The organism is Bowmanella yangjiangensis (assembly GCF_017255015.1).
Taxonomy (GTDB): Bacteria; Pseudomonadota; Gammaproteobacteria; order Enterobacterales; family Alteromonadaceae; genus Bowmanella; species Bowmanella yangjiangensis.
Genome location: NZ_JAFKCS010000318.1, coordinates 1 through 920, shown reverse-complemented (window position 1 = coordinate 920; position 920 = coordinate 1). Strand labels below are relative to the sequence as shown.

The window sequence follows — 920 nt, the reverse complement described above, 5'->3', positions numbered from 1 at the left end:
ATCACCTTCATCAACACCACCCGCGGCGAAGTATGGGAAGAGGACCAGGGCGAGCGAGTTGATTGGGAAAACCTCTACGGCCGTCGCGAGATCTACCCCTGCACCGACCATGTTCCCGAGCAGACCCTCGGCTTATTCGGCGGCATCGATACCCAGGATGACCGATACGAAGGGCGGGTGTGGGCGTTCGGCGCTGGCGAGGAAATGTGGCTGATTCGCCGCTTCATCCTCACTGGCGACCCGGCCAGCGTAGAGCTACGTCGCAAGGTCGGCGTAGAGATCAACCGCGAGTTCAAGCGCCCGGACGGTACGCCAATGCGCGTGGAACGGTGGTGCTGGGATGCCGGCGGCCACTACTCCGACGAAGTGGCAGAGGAAAGCATCAAGCACGGCGTGCGCTGGGTGGTACCGATCTTCGGTGCAAGCACCTACGGCAAGCCGATCGCCAACTTCCCTCGGCGGCGCAAGAACAAGATTTACAAAACCGAGGTCGGCACGGACAACGCCAAGGAACTGATCTATGGGCGGCTCAACATCGTTGTGCCACAGCCCTGGACGGAAACGCCTGGCTGCATACACCTGCCTCTGGCCGACTGGTGTGACGAGGACGAACTCAAGCAGCTCACCGCCGAACGCAAGGTGCCGGTGATGGTGAAGGGCAAGCGCGAACTGCGCTGGGACTCGGGCGGACGCCGCAACGAAGCGCTCGACTGCCTGGTGTACGCCTTGGCCGCCTTGCGCATCAGCCAGCAGCGCTTCGGCTTTGACCTTGATGCTCTGGAGACAGGGCGCCTGGCGGGCGCCAAGCCTGTTGCCGCCGAAGTGCTCGACAAACAGACAACCAATCAAACCGCGCAGGAGGTGACCAACGCCTTCCTGAGCACAACTGGTGGCAGCCCATGGTTATGACTCTGGAAACG

1 protein-coding gene is annotated in these 920 nt (G+C 62.1%); it reads left to right on the top strand.

Annotated features, from left to right (window positions below; translation table 11 throughout):
• The coding region (locus J0A65_RS24275; protein ID WP_206596828.1) for a terminase gpA endonuclease subunit at window positions 1-909 on the top strand (909 nt) is incomplete at its 5' end.
• Between the last annotated feature and the right edge of the window lie 11 nt (window positions 910-920).